At 70.2% G+C, this 228-nt stretch carries 1 protein-coding gene; it reads right to left on the bottom strand.

Annotation, left to right across the window (positions count from 1 at the left end; all coding sequences use genetic code 11):
* Positions 1-24: 24 nt before the first annotated feature.
* Positions 25-228 (bottom strand): hypothetical protein (locus SB773_RS35265; protein ID WP_410595262.1); only part of this gene is annotated, 204 nt, incomplete at its 5' end.

Below are 228 nucleotides of genomic sequence, written 5' to 3'. Positions count from 1 at the left end.
GACCGCGCGCGCCCCGGTCGCGGCTCAGGCCGTGTCGCGGTGCGGCAGCCGCAGCCTCCAGCTCATCCCCTGCGACGCCTTGACCGTGCAGATGATGAGCAGCATCCACCCGGACTCGACCAGGATCGAGCTCTCGAACACGCTCGTCACGAGCAGCTCGACGAGGACCAGCGGAGCCCAGGCGTAGACGACGCTTCGCCGGTTCGATGCGAGCAGCCAGGACCGGCC

Source organism: Bacillus sp. SIMBA_074, assembly GCF_046534555.1.
GTDB classification, from domain to species: domain Bacteria; phylum Bacillota; class Bacilli; order Bacillales; family Bacillaceae_G; genus Bacillus_A; species Bacillus_A mycoides.
The sequence above is the reverse complement of the archived record's forward strand: the minus strand, read 5'-3'. Positions and strand labels throughout refer to the sequence as shown.